This is a genomic window from Streptomyces sp. NPDC014891 (assembly GCF_043081085.1).
Taxonomy (GTDB): domain Bacteria; phylum Actinomycetota; class Actinomycetes; order Streptomycetales; family Streptomycetaceae; genus Streptomyces.
This window is the reverse complement of the sequence record NZ_JBIBWF010000001.1, coordinates 138,974-156,618: the sequence shown is the minus strand read 5'-3', so window position 1 is coordinate 156,618 and position 17,645 is coordinate 138,974. Positions and strand designations below refer to the sequence as shown.

The window sequence follows — 17,645 nt, the reverse complement described above, 5'->3', positions numbered from 1 at the left end:
TCTTCGTTCGCGTACGGCCGCCGAGCGGGGCCGCTGCCGCTCCGGGGACGGAGCCGCCGACGGATTCTCGACATCCGGAGACCGCCGCACCCAGGATGCGCCCCGCGCGCCCGTGGGGCGGGCGTGCCGCGCCTCAGCGTGCCGCGCCCTCCTCCAGCAGCGTCATCAGGGCCCGGGCGGCGGGGCTGGTGGCCCGGACCGGCGGCAGGAGGGCGACGGTCTCGTAGACGGCCTCGCCGGCGTCGGGCAGGGGGACCGCGTGCAGGGACGGTCGCTTGTGCCGGAAATGCCGGGGTACGGCGGCGATCCCCAGGTCCTCCTCGACCAGGTCGAGGAGACTGTGCACGTCGTTCACCTCCAGGCTCACGGTCCGCGGTACGCCGGCGGCGGCGAAGGTCGCGTCGGTGGCCCGGCGCGGCCCCCAGCCGGGGTGGAAGTCGACGAAGACCTCCCCGGCGAGGTCGTGCGGGGACAGGGCCGAGCGGGCGGTGGCGAGCGGATGCCCCGGGTGGCACAGGAGGGTCATCGGCTCGGCCGCCAGCGGCACCGAGCGCAGCACGTCGGAGTCGGCGCGGCTCCGGTAGGCGAAGGCCAGGTCGAGCCGCCCGGCGCCGACGTCCTCGGCCAGCGCGAGCCCGCCCTCCTGCCGCAGCCGGATCTCCACCTCGGGGTGCCGCCCCCTGAACGCGGCCAGCAGCCCCGCCACGTGCACCCCGGCCACGCACTGCTCGGCCCCCAGCGAGAGCGTGCCGCGCACCACGCCCTGCACGGCCGCCACCGCCTCGTGGGCCGCCCGCACCTGCGCGAGGATCCGCTCCGCCTCGACGAGCAGCGCCCGCCCGGCCTCCGTCAGAGTGACCCGGCGGGTGCTCCGGACGAACAGCGGCGCCCGCAGGTCCCGCTCCAGGGCACGGATCGAGGCCGAGAGACCGGACTGGGAGACCATGAGCCGCTCCGAGGCCCGGGTGAAGTGCCGGTCCTCGGCGACGGCGACGAAGTGCTGGAGGTGACGCAGTTCCATGACTCAGAAGCCTAAGCGCTGAATCCCATCGGATTCTCCTGTTGGATTCATGCCCGCCCGACGGGGGACATTGGTCACCGCACGACCATCCGCGCCCCACCCGGACCACCCGGGTGCCGTCCCCTGCCCTGGAGCCGCGTTGTACACCCCCCACCCCGACCGCTACGCCGACATGCCGTACCGGCGCTCCGGCCGCAGCGGCCTGAAGCTGCCCGCCCTCTCCCTCGGCCTGTGGCACAACTTCGGCCCGGACCGGCCGGCGGAGACCCAGCGCGCCATCCTGCGCCGCGCCTTCGACCTCGGGATCACCCACTTCGACCTGGCGAACAACTACGGCCCCCCGCCGGGCGCGGCCGAATCCGCCCTCGGCGGCTTCCTGCGCACGGACTTCGCCGCCCACCGCGACGAGCTGGTGATCTCCACGAAGGCCGGATACCTGATGTGGCCCGGCCCGTACGGCGAGTGGGGCTCCCGGAAGCACCTGCTGTCCTCCCTGGACCAGAGCCTGCACCGGCTCGGCCTCGACCACGTCGACATCTTCTACTCGCACCGCTTCGACCCGGACACGCCCCTGGAGGAGACCATGGGCGCCCTGCACTCCGCCGTCCAGCAGGGCAAGGCCCTGTACGTCGGCGTCTCCAACTACTCCGCCGAGCAGACCCGCGAGGCCGCCCGCATCCTCGGCGAGCTCGGCACGCCGCTCACCCTGCACCAGCCCCGCTACTCGATGCTCGACCGGCGCCCGGAGGACGAGGGCCTGCTGGACGCGCTCGACGACCTGCGGGTCGGATCCATCGCCTACTCCCCGCTGGAGCAGGGACTCCTCACCGGACGCTATCTGGACGGCATCCCCGAGGACTCCCGCGCCGCGAGCGACAGCCCCTTCCTGAACCGGGACGCCGTCACCGAGGACCTGGTGACCCGGCTCCGCGCCCTGAACGACATCGCCGCCTCCCGGGGCCAGAGCCTCGCCCAGCTCGCCCTCGCCTGGGTGCTGCGGGGCGGCAGGGTCACCTCCGCCCTGGTGGGGGCGAGCAGCGCCCGACAGCTCGAGGACAGCGTGGCCGCCCTGCGCACCCTCGAATTCACCCCCGAGGAGCTGGCCCTCGTCGACACCCTGACCCGCGCCTGATCCGGGCCCCCGCCCGCGTCCGGCGCTCCGGGGCGCGTGCCGACCGGGTGCGACGGCGGACCACATGCGCATCGGTCATGAGGTTTCGGCATTGCGGATACTAGAGTCGCATCCATGATGGGTGTCGAGGAAGTCCTCCGGCTCACGATCGCGGCGCTGATGGCGCGGACGGGCGAGCGCCAGAACGACCTGGCCGCGGGGCTGGGCCAGTCGCAGGCCCAGGTGTCCCGCAAGCAGGGCGGCCGCGCCCACTGGTCGCTGGAGGACGTAGACCTCCTCGCGGCGCACTACGGCATGCACGTGCTCGACCTGCTGGCCGGGCCGACCCACGCGGCCGGTGTGCTGCACGGCTCGGTCGACAGCCTCCGGCCGGCCGGGACGCCGCCGCCCGTCCGCGGCGGCGCGCCCGCCGACGCCCGCGTGCCGGACCCGGCCGAGGGCCGCCCCGCGGCCACCATCCCGCCCGCGGCGCCCGTGGCCGAGGGATCGCCCTGTGTGCTGTGCGGGCAGCCCGCCCTGGAGGAACTCGACGGATTCCCCCAGCATCTGAGTGCGGAGGAGTGCGCGGAGGCCGTGGCCGCGGCGCAGGCACCCCTGGCCACGGCGCCCGAGCCCGAGACGGAGCCGGCGTCGAAGCCCGAGCCCGAGCCCGCCCCCGAGGCCCCCGTACCGCCTTCGCCAGCACCGCGGCGCAACGCCCCGGCGTACGCCTCCGGGACTCTGGTCGAGCAGATCTCCGGCCGCGTGCGGGAAGTCCTGGCGGCGCACTCCGGTGACCGGGAGTCCGCGCAGGCCGAGCTGATCAAGACCGCGATCCCCGACGTGATGACACTCCTGAAGGTCTCCCGCGTGGGCGGCCGGTACGAGCATTCGGAATTCCCGCCGACCCAGGAAATCCTTAGGAAGAAGTCGCAGAAGGGTGCCGACGAAATCTGGGAAGGCCGTCCCAAGTGGCGTCATCCCGAGTTGTTCGCCGCCGCGAAACGGGGTGAGCGCATCGAGGTGACCGCCCTCGACATGAACGCCGCCTACCTCAGTGCGCTGAAGTGCTGGCTGCCGATCGGCCAACTCCGTGAGGACACCGACGGCGTCCACGACCCGAAGAAGTCCGGCGTGCACCTCATCACGCCCGCCGAGTGGGACCGCACCGACCTCCCCGACCCGCTGGGCAACCGCAGGGAGCCCGGGGAGCTGTGGGTCAGCGAATCGACGCTCCGTCTGCTGCTCGACTGCGCCCGACAGGGCCTCGCGGACGCCCCGGTGATCCACCGCTCCCTCGTGTCCGGCGCCTCGGAGGCCCTCCTGGAAAAGCTCCGTCGCGCCCTCGCGGAATCCCGGAAGGCAGCCCTCGCGGAAGGCGACGAACTGGCGATCGCCTATGTGAAGGCCATGTACTCTAAATTCGTGTCGACCATCGGCGAATCCAGCGCGAACCGGGAAATCCGGCGCCCGGACTGGATGCACATCATCCGCGCGAAGGCGTTCGCGAATCTGTGGATGAAGGCCCACAAGGCCCACAAGGCGGGACTCCAGGTCGTGGAGATCTCCGGCACCGACGAACTCCACGTGGTGGGGGAGTGGCGCTCCGTCTTCCCGGAGGGCCGCGACCTGAACCAGGTCAAGGAGAAGGGCACCTACGTGCTGGGAGGTAGGCGCTGATGGCGGGTTCGCCCGACCTGTGGTCCCGGTGGGGGGAGTTCGGCCGGTACAACTCCCGTGGCGTCAAGGGCGGCGAAGCCCTGATCCTGGAGTTGAACCGGATCGTGTACTCCTCCGGCATCGCCTCGCCCGTCACGTCCAGGCGCGGCCTCGCCGCCCGACTGCGCTACCTCGACAGCCCCGCCGGCCGTGACGCCCTCAAGGACCAGGGCGTCACCACCCGGACCCTGCGTTCCTGGATGCGCGGCAGGTCCACGCCCACCGCGGCGAACCGCGAGCGCATCGACAGCGCCTACTGGCACCGCCGCCGGGAGAACCTGATCCGCTCCGGCTGGCTCAAGCGCCATCTGGACAACGACGGCCGCGGCCGCCGTATGGAGATCTACCCCGTCGACCAGAGCCAGGTCCCGGCGGAGCGGGCCCGCCCCACCCTCCAGCAGAGGTCGATCACCGTCCGGTACATCTGGGGCGACCTCGTCGACGCCTGGGCGAGCCAGGACGCCGACACCGTCGACGAGATCTGGGACGACGTCATCAGCGACCTCGACTCCGACTACAACGCCTACGCCCACGTCTCCTCGATCGGCATCGGAGCCTGACGCCAGGGGGCAACCCCTCCACGGCGGGCCGACCGGCGCCGGACCCAGCCGTGCCGGCATGAAGCGGTGACGAGCTCATCAAGGCGGAGGCCACTCCGCGGAACGGCTTGAATTCGACGTCGAATGTCTCGGACCCGATGTCCGGCGCGTGCTGATCGTCGTCCCCGGCGTGCGCACGGCTGGAGGTTCCGTGCGGTGGGCGAGGGCTGCGACACGGTCTCCGGGTGCGAGCGGAAGGACGGGCCCGCACCCGGAGGGGCTACCGGAACGTTCCTGTGCGGCTGCCCGGCGCCGCTCGTACGGGGGCGTCGGCGTTCATCAGGGCTGGCCGGGGAAGGGCGCGGGGTTCCCGCCGCTGCCCAGGCGCTCGAACTGCTGCTGCACGTTGGCGGAGAAGGCGTGCGGGTCGGAGACCGTGGCCGCGTTCATGGCCACCGTCAGGATGCCGCTGATCGGCGCCCTGGGGGACGTCCTGACCGGAGTGCAGAGGAAGTCGAACTCCTGGTAGCCGCCGTGTTCGGCGGTCGGCAGCGAGGTCCGGTGGGTGACCGGCTGCCCACTGTGGAAGGCGGTGTCCATCGCGTCGAAGACGCCGGCGTTGCGCAGGCCGGGCAGCTCCTCCGGGCCGGGCAGGTACTGCCGTCCCAGACCGAAGACGACCGCCTGGCGCCCGTTGGCGTAGCGCATCAGATGGCGGGGGCCCTCGGTGAGCATGATGGGGAAGGGGGCTCCGTCGAAGACGGCGAACAGCTCCTGCTGCTGGGCGAGAAGGCTGTCACGGAGCCTGAACTCCGACACGAGCGTCTGCGCGAGGTCGTGCATCAGCTCCTTCGTCTGGGCGTCCCACTGGCGGGGGGACGTGTCGGCCACGCACAGCGTGCCCAGGATCATCCCGCTGTTGTCCCGCAGCGGGGTGCCGAGGTAGGACCGCACGCCCATGTCGTTGACCAGGGGATTGCCCGCGAAGCGCGGGTAGTCGAGCACGTCGTCGAGGGCCAGCTGGGCCCCCTGGGCGACGACGTGCGGGCAGAAGCCGTAGTCGCCGGGTGCCTCGCGGGCCACGGAGTTGCTCAGGTCGAACGTGATGCCCGCGTCGGCGCTGGTCCGCTCGTCCGGGGAGGCATCGGGAGCGCGCGGCACGTACATGCCCCGGAACATCTGCGTCTGGTCGTTGATGAAGTTGACCATGGCGAGCGGCGCCCCGGTCACGGTCGCAGCCACCTTGGCCACGCGGTCGAAGGTGGCTTCCGCATCTGCCGAGTTGAGGCCAAGGGCCTGAAGGCGCTGCCGCCGGGCCTCGCCACTTGTCTGGGGATCCATGAGATCACATGAAATCAGATCGCAGAACCTGGTGGTTCGTCATCTACCCAGTTTTACAGACCGGTTGGCAGTGTCGAGGTGTACGGAGCTGCCGGGGCCGTGGCGGTCGGTCCCCTTTGAAGCCGGGAGGGCCAGAAAGAGAGGAAGAGGGTTGAATCTTCAAGATTATCCGAAAAATCCTGATGTTTCAACGGGTAGCGATCATTTCACGCCAACTGGTGGGCGGAAGGCGAGGAATCACGACACTGCATATGACAATCGTGCGGGATTGATCTAGGGCACGGGAGCGAGCGGGCCGAGGGGACGGGCGTGTGATCACAGCGACTCAGGGGCAGCAGCCCCCGTGCGTTCCGGCCGACCCGGCGGGAAGCCGCGCGACCGAGCCCTACGACACGGGACCCCGCCCGACATGAACCCCGCTCCGGTCATGTGGAGGCAGGTCCCCGAACAGCCCCAGAACCCGGGTCCGCAGGCCGTCACCTGCTGTACTGCCCGGGCACGGTCCACCGAAGTGAAGCTGCTCCAAACTGTACGTCCTGCGGTGCGGCATTGAGGGAGTTTTCTGAATGAACGGAGCGAACGCGGATGCGCGCTCAGTGGCAGTGGTCGGAATGGCCTGCCGCCTTCCGGGGGCCGGCGACATCGACGAGTTCTGGCGGTTGCTGTGCGACCGCGCCGACGCCACGGGGGAATCCCCGCCCGACCGCTACGACACCGGGTCGCTGAACTCCGCGCAGGCCGACACGGGCTCCCTCGGCGGCCGACGCGCCGGATTCGTCGACGGCCTCGCCGACTTCGACGCCGACTTCTTCGGCATGTCCAGCAGCGAGGCGGCCGAACTCGACCCCCAGCAGCGGCTCCTGCTCATGACGGCGTGGGACGCCCTTGAGGAGGCCGGGCTCCGGCCCGACCGACTGGCGGGAACCAGGACCGGCGTCTTCGTCGGCGCCACCCGCGCGGACTTCGTCGAGCGCGCCTTCCGCCACGGACCGCAGGCCATGACGGCCGTGCAGTACCTCAACTTCCGTTCGGTCATCCCGGCCCAGGTGTCGTACGCCTTCGACTTCCGCGGCCCCAGCATGCTCATCGACACGGCCTGCGCCTCCTCCCTCTACGCCGTCCACAGCGCCGTGCAGAGCCTGCGCGTACGGGAGAGCTCCCTCGCCCTGGCCGCGGGCGTGAACCTGGTGCTCCGCCCCGACGAGGGCATCATGATGTCCCACGCCGGGACCCTGTCCGGGGACGGCCGCAGCCGCTTCGGCGACGCCAAGGCCGACGGACACGCCCCCAGCGACGGCGTCGGGGTGGTCGTCCTCAAGCGCCTCGCGGACGCCCTCGCGGACGGGGACCGGGTGCACGCGGTCATCGCCGGCAGCGCCGTGGGGACGGACGGCCGCACCACGGACCAGCTCCTCAACCCCTCGCTCACGGGCCAACTTGACGTACTCCGCTGGGCGTACGAGGACGCGGACCTCGATCCGGCCCGGGTCGACTACGTGGAGGCGCACGGCACCGGCAGCCCCCTGCTCGACCCCCTGGAACTCCAGGCCCTCGGCGAGGTCCTCGGAGCGGGCCGACCGGCCGACAGACCGCTGCTGGTGGGCTCGGCGAAGTCGAACATCGGCCACGCGGAAGCGGCCGGCGGCATGGCCGGACTCATCAAGACGGTCCTCTGCCTGCGGAACGGACAGGTGCCCGCGAGCCTCCACGTCGAGGAGCCGACCCCGTACGTGGACTGGGACCGGCTCCCGGTGCGGATCCCGGTCGCCCTCCAGGACCTCCCGGCCTCGGGCCGCCCCGCGGTCGCCGGCGTGTCGAGCCAGGGCGTCTCCGCGCTCAACGCCCACGTGGTGCTGCGCCAGGCGGACCCCGCCCCCGCGCGCCCCCCGGCCGAGCCCGCCCCGGGCACCCCCTACGTCCTCGCGCTGTCCGCCCGCTCGCCCCAGGCCCTGCTCGACCTCACCGAGGCATACATCGCCCACCTCGGCACCGGCGGCCCCGGAGCCGCGCACCCGCTCCGGGACATCTGCCACACCGCGGCCACCCGCCGCACCCACCACGCCCACCGGCTGGCCGTCGTCGGATCCAGCCACGCGGAGCTCGTCCGGGCCCTCTCCCTCGGCGCCGCCGACCCGCACGGACACCCCGGGGCCCCCACCGCCCTGACGGAGGCCGTCCAGCGGTACCGCGCCGGCGAGGACGTGCACTGGGAGGCGCTGTTCGACGAACCCGGGACCGTGGTCCCGCTGCCCCGGTACCCGTGGCAGACCCGCAGGTACTGGCCGGGCGAGGACCGCGCCGTCGGCGCGGAGAGCGCGGCGGACTGGCTGCTGCGCGAGCACGCCCGCACCGACTTCGACGACGCCTCGCGGCTCGCGGACATAGGCATCGACTCCCTGGCCAGACTCCAGCTCATCGTGGAACTGACCCAGCAGACCGGCCGGGAGATAGACCCCGAGGAGGTCGGCCGCCTCGGCACCGTGGGCGAGCTCCGGGTCTGGACCGGCTCGCTCGAGGCCGGTGTCCGATGACCGAACCGCGCAACGCGTACGGCTGGTTCACCCGGTCCGTCGAACGGTACGGCGACACCCGCGTCGCCCTCGAGGTCGCCGGCCACTCCCTCACCTACCGCGGGCTCGGCGCCCTGGCCGAGGGCTACGCCGCGCAGATCCTCGCGCGCACCGGCCCCGCCCCCCGGCGCATCGGACTCCTCGCCGGGCGCACGCCCTCCGCCTACGCGGGCTACCTCGCCATCCTCCGGGCCGGCGCGACCGTGGTGCCCCTCAACCCCGAGCACCCCGCGTCCCGCACCGCGTCCATCGTCGACGCGGCCGGCCTCGACCTGGTCCTCACCGACACCCCGGGCGCGGCCGCCGGCCTGGGCGTGACGGAACTGCCGCTCGACCCCGCGTCCGCGCCCGACGTGCCCCCCGCCGACGCGTCGGCCGTCCCCGACCCGGGCCCCGAGGCCGTCGCCTACGTCATCTTCACCTCCGGATCGACCGGCGCCCCCAAGGGCGTGCCCGTCCTCCACCGGAACCTGTCCGCCTACCTCACCTCGATGGCCGAGCGCTACGACGTCGGGCCGGACAGCAGGATGTCGGCGGCCTTCGACCTGACGTTCGACGGCTCCGTGCACGACCTCTTCGTCGCCTGGGCGGCGGGCGCCACCCTGGTCGTCCCGTCCGCCGCGCAACTGCTCTCGCCGGTCGCCACGGTCAACAACCTGCGGCTGACCCACTGGTTCTCGGTGCCCTCCCTGATCTCCTTCGCGGAGCGGCTCGGCACGCTCAAGCCGGGCAGCATGCCCACCCTGCGGTGGAGCGTCTTCGGAGGCGAGGCCCTCCCGCTCCGCTCCGCGCGCGCCTGGTCCGCCGCGGCGCCGGGCAGCACGATCGAGGTGCTGTACGGACCGACCGAACTGACCGTCTCCTGCACGGCGTACCGGCTCCCGGACGACCCCGCGGACTGGCCCGCCACCCCCAACGGCACCACGCCGATCGGACGGTGCCACCCGGGCACGGAGTACCTGATCCTGGACGAGGACGACCTGCCCGCCGACACCGGCGAACTGCTCGTCCGCGGACCCCAGCGCTTCCCCGGCTACCTCGACCCGGCGGACGACGCCGGCCGCTTCCACCCGCCCGTACCGGGAGACGGCGAGGGCAAGCAGGCGGGCGCCGACCACTGGTACCGGACCGGGGACCGGGTGGCCCTGCGGGACGGTGTGCTCGTACACCTCGGCCGCACGGACCACCAGATCAAGGTGCGCGGCCACCGCATCGAACCCGGTGAGGTCGCGGCCGTGCTCCGGGAACTGACCGGCGTGCGCGAGGCGTACGTCCTCGCGGTCCCGGACGTCCACGGGACGCCCGAGCTCCACGCGGCGGTGAGCGGCGGCGACTGCGACCCGCAGAAGCTGTTCGCCGAACTCGCCGACCGGCTCCCGCCCTACCTGCGGCCGCGCCGCATCTCGGTCCTGGACAGCCTGCCCCTGAACGCCAACGGAAAGATCGATCACCGCGCCCTGCTGACCGAGCTGTCCCCCGCACGCTGACCGCCGCCGCACTGGGCCCGACCGGGGGGAGACGGGCCCAGCGCGAGGCGGTTCAACCCACCATTCCTATGAGGCAGCACCCATGTTCGACGTCATCGTGGTCGGCGCCCGCGTCGCCGGCTCCGCCACCGCCCTCCAGCTCGCACGGGCGGGGCACCGCGTCCTGGTCCTCGACCGCGCCACCTTCCCCTCCGACACCCTCTCGACGCACCTGATCCATCAGCCGGGGATCGCCGCCCTGGCCCGGTGGGGCCTGCTGGACGAGCTGCGGGCCACCGGCTGCCCGCCCCTCGAGAACGTCGTGTACGAGGTCGGCGGCGTCCGCCTCGAAGGATGCGGACGCGGCGTCGACGGCCAGCGGGCCGCCTACGCGCCCCGCCGCCACATCCTGGACCCCCTCCTCGCCGAGGCCGCGGCCAGGGCCGGCGTCGAGATGCGACTGAGCTCCCGCGTGACGGGCCTCCTGCGCGACGAGACCGGCCGCGTCACCGGCGTGGAGGGCACCCACGCCGGAGCGCCCTTCCGGGAGCGGGCCCGACTCGTCGTCGGCGCGGACGGCATGCGGTCCACCGTCGCCGACCTCGCCGGTGCCCCCATCACCTTCGAGCACCCCCGACTCACCTGCGCCTACTACTCGTACTGGCAGGGCGTACCGGCCGACCTCGAACTGTACGAGGCACCCGGCCGCTGGGTCGCCGCCGTCGCCACCCATGAAGCCACCCTGGTGCTGACCTACTTCCCCCAGGCGCGCTTCGAGGAGGTCCGGGCCGACGCCGAGCGCCACCACATCCGGCAGATCCACGCCACGGCCCCCGCCCTGTACGACCGTCTGCGGGGCGCCACCCGGATCGAGCGCCTGCGCGGCACCGGCGACCAGCGGAACTTCTTCCGCCAGGCGTCCGGGCCGGGTTGGGCCCTGGTCGGCGACGCGGGCCACCACAAGGACTCCATCACCGCGCGCGGCATCAGCGACGCCTTCCTCCAGGCCGAACTGCTCGCCCGGCACGTCGGAGGACGGCTCGACGCCGATCCCGCCCTCCTCGACGAGGCGCTCGACGCGTTCGGGAAGGACCGGGACGCCGCGCTGCGACCCGGCTACGAGGCGACCCTCGCCGTGGCCCGCCTCGACGAGCAGCACCCCAGCCGCCTGGCCATGCTGCGCGCGATCCGCCAGGATGCCGAACTGACGTCGATCTACTTCGACATGGTCGCCGGCACCGCCACCATCGGCGACCTCTACACCCCGAAGCTGCTCGCCCTGCTGTGACTCCGCCCATTCGGTGCAATCGCTCGGCAACTCGCCTTGTGAATGGATCTGTTGAGGGCACCGGATGGCAACGGACGCGGCGGACTCCCGTCATGGACTCCTGATACGGTGCGGCATGATCACTGCCGCGCTGCTCCGTGTCCAGGCGCCACGCCGCAGGAATCAGGACCGCTGAGCATCAACTTCACTGTCGTCAGCTCGCTGCGAGGATTCAATTCAGATGTCAGGCACTAGCGACCCGAAGGCGCGCCACCGGCTTGCCCCGCGCAGGTCTCTCCGCAAGCAGCTGATCATGCCGATCGTCGCACCCGCCATCGCCCTCACCGGTCTGTGGGGCTACACGGGCGTCGGGCTGGCCAGTGAACAGATCCAGCTGCAGGACGACGCCGAACGGACCGGCACCACCGGCGGCGGCGCGCTGAGCGTGGTCTCGGCCCTCCAGCAGGAGCGTCGCCTCACGGCCCTGTGGCAGGCGGGCCGTTCCGAGGCGGCGCGGACCGCCCTGGACCAGGCGCGCACCCGGACGGACACCGCGGTCGTGGACTTCCGGGCCGGCCTGGCCACCGTGGACGGTGCGCTCGGCGCGCCGGCCCGGAGCCTCGGCGCGTCCCTGGACACCCTGGCCGGACAGCGCGAGGCGATCGACGCGCGCACCCTCTCCTCCGAGGACGCCTTCCGGCAGCTCACCGACGTCATCCGCAGCGGCACCGACCTGATCGGCTTCGCGGTGCGCAGCGAGGACGGCCCGCTGTCCCAGGGCGGCAACGCCACGGCCACCCTGGTCCGCATGGTCGAGATGCTGTCGCGCGAGGACGCCCTGCTGACCGCGGCGCTTCCCCAGCGCAGCATGTCCGCGGCGGCCCGGCAGCAGTTCGGCCACTACCGCGACGCCCAGCGCGAGATCCAGGCCTCCCTGGCCGTCGGCGACCTGCCCGAAGCGGCCCGCGCCCGCTACACGCAGATCGCCGCGTCCGAGTCCTCGTCCACCGTCGTGTCGATCGAGGACGCGGTCGCCACCGGAACGGCCACCGGCCTGCCGGACTCGGCGAACGCCTGGCGGAACGACGCCGACGCCCTCGTCACCGACCTCCAGGGCCTCGCCGCCGGCTCCCTGGACGAACTCGCCGACACGGCGTCCGGCCGCGCCACCGGCCTGCTCATCGGCCTGCTCGCCGGCACGACCCTCACCGTGGGCCTCCTCACGGCCGGCGCGGTCCTCGGCCTCCGGGCGCGCCGCTCGACCCTCGACGCGGTGACGGAACTCCAGCGCCGCACCGAGGAGATGGCCCGGAACTGGCCGCAGACGCTGGCCCAGTCCGAACGAGGGGAACCGCTCGCCCCCCTCCCCGACGAGCCGCACGCCCTCGTCCCCGGGGAACTCCAGCACCTCGGAGCCGCGATCGACCGGCTCCAGCACGCCGCCGTCGACACCGTTCTCAGCCAATCCCGCGGACACGCCGGCGCCGAGAAGGTGCTGGGTCAGCTCACCCGCCGCACCCAGACCCTGATCCACCGCCTCATCGCGCTCCTGGACGACCTGGAGCGCAAGCACGGCGACTCCGACCTCCTCAAGGACATCTTCAAGGTCGACCACCTCGCCACCCGTGTGCGACGGCACGCGGAGAATCTGGTCATCCTCGGCGACACGCCCCCGAGCCGCCGGATGACCGAGCCGGTGACCATCACCGACGTGATGCGCAGCGCCGTGGCCGAGACCGAGCACTACACCCGCGTCAAGGTCGAGAACCTGCCCGCGACCAAGCGCGTGGCGCTGGCCGGCCGCGCGGTCGCCGACGTCACCCACCTGCTCGCCGAACTCGTCGAGAACGCCACCAACTTCTCCCCGCCGTACACCCAGGTCGTCGTCAGCGCGCTGCACGTCGCCGAGGGAGTGGCCCTGCACGTCGAGGACCACGGACTCGGCATCCCCGCCGACCAGTTGGCCCAGGCCAACCACATCCTCGCCCACCCCCAGAAGCCCGACATGGCGGCGCTCGGCGCGGACCCGCGACTCGGGCACTTCGTCGTCGCCCGCCTCGCCCAGCGCCACCGGATCCGGGTCGAACTCCGCGCCTCGGTGTACGGCGGCACCCTCGCCATCGTCTTCCTGCCGGCCCACATGCTGGAGGAGCTCGACTCCCCGGTCATGGACCAGCTCCGGGCCGCCGCCCAGGTCTCCGGGCACGTCGTCACCACCGGCTCGGTTCCGCCCCCGCAGGTCACGTCCTCCACGGGACCCGCGCCCGCCGTGGTGGCCCCCCCGGTACCGCAGCCGCAGCCGATGGCCGCCGCGTCCGACACGGTCGGGCTGCCCGTGGGCAACGAGATCCACAGCCGGGTCGCCGACAGCGGGGACCTCGACGACAGCGCCGCCGGCCACGTCTGGGACTCGCCCGGCGGGTTCCCGGACTACACCGGCTTCCCGACGTACGGCGGCGCCGGACTGGTCTCGCCCCACTCCACGGACCAGCCCGAGCCCGTCCCCGCGCCGCACCGGCAGGACGCCGCCGTACCCCCGCAGCCCGCCTACGCGCCCCGGCCGCCGGCGGGCGACCGTCCCGCGCCGCCCGCACCTCCCGCGGCCGTCCCCCCGGCTCCGCCCGCCGCCCCCCGCCCGTACGCCCCCCAGGGCGCCGGCGGGTCCGACCTCCAGCAGCCCAGCGCCCTCCCCAAGCGCACCCGCGGCTCCAGCCTGGCCGTGCAGCTGCGCCGCGAGGCGGCGGACGCGGGCAGCCGGATGGACGACGACGGCGGACGGCCGCCCAACCCCGAAGCATCGGCCCGCATATTCGCCGCGATCCGACGAGGGATGGATCAGGCCACCGGAACCCATCACTTTCCTGGCGCGGGCGATCGACAGGCAGACTGACAGCACGTTGGACTTGACGAACCGTGAAGGATGGAAATGACTGAAGTTGCCACCAGCAGGCAGCTGGACTGGGTCCTGGACGATCTGGTGGGACGCATCCCGGAGATCCGCTGCGCCATCGTCCTGTCAGGCGACGGTCTCTTGATCGGAAAGTCGAGGGACCTGCGCAGGGACGACGCCGAGCGGCTCTCCGCCCTCGCGTCCGGCCTGCACAGCCTTGCCCGGGGTACCGCGCAGTACTTCCGCGGCGGAGCGGTCCAGCAGACCGTCATCCAGATGGAGAACGCCTTCCTCTTCATCACCGCGGCCGGACAGGGCGCGCGACTCGCCGCCCTCGCCTCGCAGGAGGTCGACGCGGGGATGATGGCCTACGAGATGGGAACCATGGTGAAGCAGGTTGGAACCTACCTCAGTGCCGCCCCGCGTCTCTCCGCCCAGCACGCCGTCGCACACGTCCAGGATGCCTGAGACACACGGGCTCGACGGGTCGCCCACTGGACGTCATCTCCGGCCGTACACCATCACCGGTGGGCGCACCCGCCACACGCATTACCACTTCACGCTGATCACTCAGGTGCTCACGCGGGCGGCGGACCCCGAGCGTCCGAACCGGACGCCGGAAGCGGCGCAGATCCTCGATCTGTGCCGCCACCGGGCCGTGGCCATCGCCGAGATCGCCGCGCACCTGGATCTGCCCGTAAGCGTTGTCAAGGTCCTCTGCGGCGATCTGCTCGCCGACGAGGACGTCATCGTGCAGGCGCCACCCTCACAGTCCGACAGGCCGAGCGTGGAACTCATCGAAAGGGTTATCGATGGCATCCGCCAGCTCTGAACCAATTGCTCTCCCCACCGCCGTGAAGATCCTCGTCGCGGGCGGCTTCGGCGTCGGCAAGACGACGATGGTGGGGTCGGTGAGCGAGATCGCCCCGCTGGAGACGGAGGAACGGCTCACCCAGGCCGGGCAGAACGTCGACAGCCTCGCCGGAGTCGAGGGCAAGACGTCGACCACCGTCGCCATGGACTTCGGCCGCATCACCATCAGCCCCGAACTCGTGCTGTACCTCTTCGGCACCCCGGGGCAGGAGCGGTTCTGGTTCATGTGGGACGAGATCGCCTACGGCACGCTGGGCGCGCTCGTCCTCGCGGACACCCGCCGACTCGACGCGTCCTTCGGCTCCATCGACTTCTTCGAGGAACGGGGCATCCCCTTCGCGGTCGGGGTGAACTGCTTCAACGGCGAGCGGGCCTGGACCACCGACCAGGTGCGGGCCGCCCTCGACCTCGACCCGGCCGTACCCGTCGTGATGTGCGACGTCCGCACACGCGAGTCCAGCAAGGAGGTGCTGCTCGCCGTCCTGGAGGCCGCTCATCGCCGCGCGTCCCCCCAGTTCTCGACGAGCGCGCCCTGACGGACCGGCGGGAGGTGGAGGCCGGCGACGAGGCCGGGCCACCGACCGCCGCCGCACCCTCGGAGCGGCCCGGCGGGCCCCCGAGATCCCCGGCGCCCGCAGGGCTGCCGGCGGCCGGGTCGCGCGTCACGAACCGCCGGATCCCGTCTCCGGCTCGCCCCACCCCGGCAGCCTTCCCGGACCGGGCATCGTGCCGGTCAGCCGCACCTGACCGGTCGCGTCGGTGCGGACGGCGAGGAACTGCCCTCGTACGGAGGCGGTGACGGGACCGTCCGCGGTGATCCCGGTCAGGGCGCGACTCCCGGCGGCGAGGTAGTAGCGCGCCCCCGACGGTGCCGTCCAGTACGTCCCGGCCAGCAGGTGCTGGCCGAAGCGGCTGCACGCCGCCGTGTCCTCGGGCGTCGGTCCCGGGACCGGCACCGGACGACCGCGCGGGTCGGGTCCCTCCCAGGCCACCGTGACGCGTCCGCGCCCGTTCCAGAGGTCGGCGCGCGTGCACGTCCACGTCGCGGGTCCGGCCCGCTCCGGAAGGGCCTGCCGGGCGAACTCCCAGCGGTTCACTGCGCGTACGCCGGTGCCGCGCAGTCCGGGCAGTGTGCACGCGGAGCGGGCCCAGGCGGCCAGGCCCGCGGCCGACGTGGCCTCGCGCGGCTGCCGGGCCGGTGCTCCGGTGCCGGGGGCGGGGGTCCACGTCAGATGGGCGGGGCTCAGCTCCCCGAGGTCCGTCAGCAGGAACGAGTGGTCCTCGACGATCCGGGTGGACGACCTCACCTGGAGTGCGGGCACCCGCCCGCAGTCGGCCGCCGGCGGGGGGACCGGGCCGGTGAGGCCGTCCCCGGACACGGGCAGCGCCGCGGCCGGCACGTCCGGCCGCAGGAGGTCGCGCACCGCGCTCTCGTCGATCCAGGGGGCGAGCAGGAAGCGGGTCCCGAGACGCGTCCTGGCGACCGCGACGGCCGCTCCGGTGGTCACGTCCGCGTCGTCGGACCGGGCCAGTTCGAGGACCTGGCCGCCCCGGCCGGCGAGGGGTTCGGCGTAGCGGATGAGGCGTTCGCCGTCGTGCAGGAGGACCACGGCGGAGCCGTCGACCGAGCCGGCGAAGAGAAGTCGGGGCGGCGCGGCGGGCGGGGTCGTCGGGGTGCTCGGTGTGAACGACACCCGCACGCCCCTGCCGTCGCCGGTGCCCCGTGTCCAGGCGTCCAGGGCGCGCGACAGAAGGGCCGTGTCCCCGGTCCGCGCCCCGCGGGCGGGCCACTGCGTGAGGTCGACGCGGGCGGTGTCGGACCAGCGTTCGGGGGGCGTACGGACGAGGAACCGGGGGTCGGTCGCCCGGGCGGACGCGGCGGCCAGCGCGGTGACCGGCGGCGCGGGCGTGGGCGGTTCGGGCCGCAGGGCGACCAGGACGCCCGCGGAGGCGGAGAGCACCAGGGCGGCGGCCACGAGGGCGGTGAGGCGCCTCCGCTGCCGGCGGCGCAGCAGGTCCGTCGGCCGTGCCTGCACGACGCAGGGGTCGAACTCCGCGCCGCTCAGGAGCGATTCGGCATCCGTGCCGACGATCGAACGGAGGTGCTCGGCGGCGTGCAGGGCCTCCTCCGGGGCGGCGACGCCCGCGGCGGCGAGGACCGGGGCCGCGGACCGGGCGCCGAGTCCTTCGAGGACCCGCAGGGCGAAGGCCGCCCGTACCTGGGGGGTCACCGTGGCCAGAGCCGTGTCCAGCGCGAGCTCGTCGACGCCCCCGGCCCGGGGGAAGAGCCTCAGCCCGAGGACGGCGGGGAGCGGGTTCCTCCAGAGCGCCCGCCGGGGCCGGGCGGCCGTCCGCAGCGCGGCGGACACGACGGCCTCCCGCAGCCAGGCGAGGACGGGTCCCGCTTCGCCGCGCTGCGCGGGCACCGTCGGGGCCGGACGCGCGCCGTGGCCGGACGGGGCCGCCGATGCGAGGGACTTCTGCACCAGCGCGTGCGCCGTGAGCACCCGGCGGTGGCGGCCGAGGGAGGGCGGGAGGATCAGATGGGCGAGCCGGACGAGCCGGGGATAGTGCTCGACGAGCGCCGCCTCGGCGTCGCCGCGGGCGGGCCGGGGAGCCGCGGTGGGAGGTATGGCCGTGCCGTCGAAGGTGTCGTGGGGGTGCATGACTGTGCAAACGAGACGCGCGGGAAGCGGTCACCCCGGACGGATGATCTGACAGTCCCCCGGACGCGTGCGTGGCCCCGCGCAGGGGCGGCGGGCGGCCGTCCGGCGCCACCCCGCACCGCCGCGGTCCCGGCGAGGACGCGGGTCGCCCCGGAGCCGTCGTCGGCGCGGCTCCGGGGCGA

General features: G+C 73.2%; 13 protein-coding genes. 10 read left to right on the top strand and 3 right to left on the bottom strand.

What is annotated here, in order from left to right:
• Positions 1 to 133: 133 nt before the first annotated feature.
• Complete coding sequence (locus ACF09E_RS00705; protein WP_392203158.1) at positions 134 to 1,021, bottom strand: LysR family transcriptional regulator; 888 nt, start codon at positions 1,019 to 1,021, stop codon at positions 134 to 136.
• Between the two features lie 139 nt (positions 1,022 to 1,160).
• Between ACF09E_RS00705 and mgrA the strand changes: the two genes are divergently transcribed.
• The 3 genes from mgrA (at position 1,161) to ACF09E_RS00690 (ending at position 4,411) form a co-directional block, all read left to right on the top strand.
• On the top strand, positions 1,161 to 2,153 hold the full coding sequence (gene mgrA / locus ACF09E_RS00700) for an L-glyceraldehyde 3-phosphate reductase (RefSeq protein WP_392203157.1): 993 nt from the start codon (positions 1,161 to 1,163) through the stop codon (positions 2,151 to 2,153).
• Between the two features lie 114 nt (positions 2,154 to 2,267).
• Entirely contained in the window at positions 2,268 to 3,812 is a 1,545-nt protein-coding gene (locus tag ACF09E_RS00695) for an acyltransferase (RefSeq protein WP_392203156.1), read from the top strand.
• A complete protein-coding gene (locus tag ACF09E_RS00690; RefSeq protein WP_392203155.1) occupies positions 3,812 to 4,411 on the top strand; it encodes a hypothetical protein in 600 nt (199 codons plus the stop codon). Before ACF09E_RS00695 ends, ACF09E_RS00690 begins: the two co-directional genes overlap by 1 nt.
• A gap of 318 nt (positions 4,412 to 4,729) precedes the next feature.
• Here the strand turns inward: ACF09E_RS00690 and ACF09E_RS00685 are convergent, their stop codons facing one another.
• Entirely contained in the window at positions 4,730 to 5,731 is a 1,002-nt protein-coding gene (locus ACF09E_RS00685; protein ID WP_392203154.1) for a GAF domain-containing protein, read from the bottom strand.
• Between the two features lie 596 nt (positions 5,732 to 6,327).
• On the opposite strand from ACF09E_RS00685, the gene ACF09E_RS00680 reads away from it, so the two are divergent.
• The 7 genes from ACF09E_RS00680 to ACF09E_RS00650 all read left to right on the top strand — a co-directional run bounded on the left by ACF09E_RS00680 (position 6,328) and on the right by ACF09E_RS00650 (position 15,333).
• A complete protein-coding gene (locus ACF09E_RS00680) occupies positions 6,328 to 8,262 on the top strand; it encodes a beta-ketoacyl synthase N-terminal-like domain-containing protein (RefSeq protein ID WP_392203153.1) in 1,935 nt (644 codons plus the stop codon).
• On the top strand, positions 8,259 to 9,788 hold the full coding sequence (locus tag ACF09E_RS00675; RefSeq protein ID WP_392203152.1) for an amino acid adenylation domain-containing protein: 1,530 nt from the start codon (positions 8,259 to 8,261) through the stop codon (positions 9,786 to 9,788). The genes ACF09E_RS00680 and ACF09E_RS00675 overlap by 4 nt, the downstream gene beginning before the upstream one ends.
• 82 nt (positions 9,789 to 9,870) lie before the next feature.
• On the top strand, positions 9,871 to 11,055 hold the full coding sequence (locus ACF09E_RS00670) for an NAD(P)/FAD-dependent oxidoreductase (RefSeq protein ID WP_392203151.1): 1,185 nt from the start codon (positions 9,871 to 9,873) through the stop codon (positions 11,053 to 11,055).
• Positions 11,056 to 11,275: 220 nt separating this feature from the next.
• Complete coding sequence (locus ACF09E_RS00665; RefSeq protein ID WP_392203150.1) at positions 11,276 to 13,924, top strand: nitrate- and nitrite sensing domain-containing protein; 2,649 nt, start codon at positions 11,276 to 11,278, stop codon at positions 13,922 to 13,924.
• 36 nt (positions 13,925 to 13,960) lie between these two features.
• The gene (locus ACF09E_RS00660; RefSeq protein ID WP_392203149.1) at positions 13,961 to 14,392 is read left to right on the top strand and encodes a roadblock/LC7 domain-containing protein; all 432 of its coding nucleotides are present in this window, start codon (positions 13,961 to 13,963) and stop codon (positions 14,390 to 14,392) included.
• Complete coding sequence (locus ACF09E_RS00655; protein ID WP_361863573.1) at positions 14,385 to 14,756, top strand: DUF742 domain-containing protein; 372 nt, start codon at positions 14,385 to 14,387, stop codon at positions 14,754 to 14,756. The genes ACF09E_RS00660 and ACF09E_RS00655 overlap by 8 nt, the downstream gene beginning before the upstream one ends.
• Complete coding sequence (locus ACF09E_RS00650) at positions 14,737 to 15,333, top strand: ATP/GTP-binding protein (protein WP_361863575.1); 597 nt, start codon at positions 14,737 to 14,739, stop codon at positions 15,331 to 15,333. Before ACF09E_RS00655 ends, ACF09E_RS00650 begins: the two co-directional genes overlap by 20 nt.
• 126 nt (positions 15,334 to 15,459) lie before the next feature.
• Here ACF09E_RS00650 and ACF09E_RS00645 read toward each other — a convergent pair whose 3' ends face one another.
• Positions 15,460 to 17,463, bottom strand: coding sequence for a hypothetical protein (locus ACF09E_RS00645; RefSeq protein WP_392203148.1), 2,004 nt, complete (start codon positions 17,461 to 17,463; stop codon positions 15,460 to 15,462).
• Positions 17,464 to 17,645: the final 182 nt, after the last annotated feature.